We start from the raw sequence: 444 nt of genomic DNA on the forward strand, positions 1-444 counted from the left end.
ATTCCCCATCACCTGTAACTTTGATCCCTGTGCTATCAACTAAAATATGCAAGTCTTCCTGTGGATTTTTTGCTGATTTATGTAGAAGTGGCTGCAGCTTATCTGCTCGCCGACTCAATGTTGAGAAGTCTGGAACATTCCAGTCGAGGTGAGCCATTTGAAAAAGGCTTTGAATGAAACCTTGTGTTTGGCGTAAAGCCAGTTGGAACAGGTTTCGTATCGTCAGGGCAAATTGAATTGCTATATCAGTGTAGGTAGGTTGACGTCCTTTTTTTCCAGTAGGTGTTGCAGACCATTGCATTTGGGGATCAAACCAAATGGTGAAAGCACCCCGTTGACGTAAAGCCTGATTGTACTCAGACCAGTTCGTTGTTTTGTATCGGCTTTTTGATTCTGTATTCATCTAACATGTATGGGGATGAAATTTATTTATGCAACAAAGCC

The 444-nt window shown here is 41.9% G+C and carries 1 pseudogene; it reads right to left on the bottom strand.

What is annotated here, in order from left to right:
- Positions 1-403, bottom strand: a pseudogene (locus J500_RS16850) (IS5-like element ISAba10 family transposase); the annotation flags it as partial.
- Between the last annotated feature and the right edge of the window lie 41 nt (positions 404-444).

The sequence above is a fragment of the Acinetobacter sp. 479375 genome (assembly GCF_000581715.1).
Classification (GTDB): Bacteria; Pseudomonadota; Gammaproteobacteria; order Pseudomonadales; family Moraxellaceae; genus Acinetobacter; species Acinetobacter ursingii.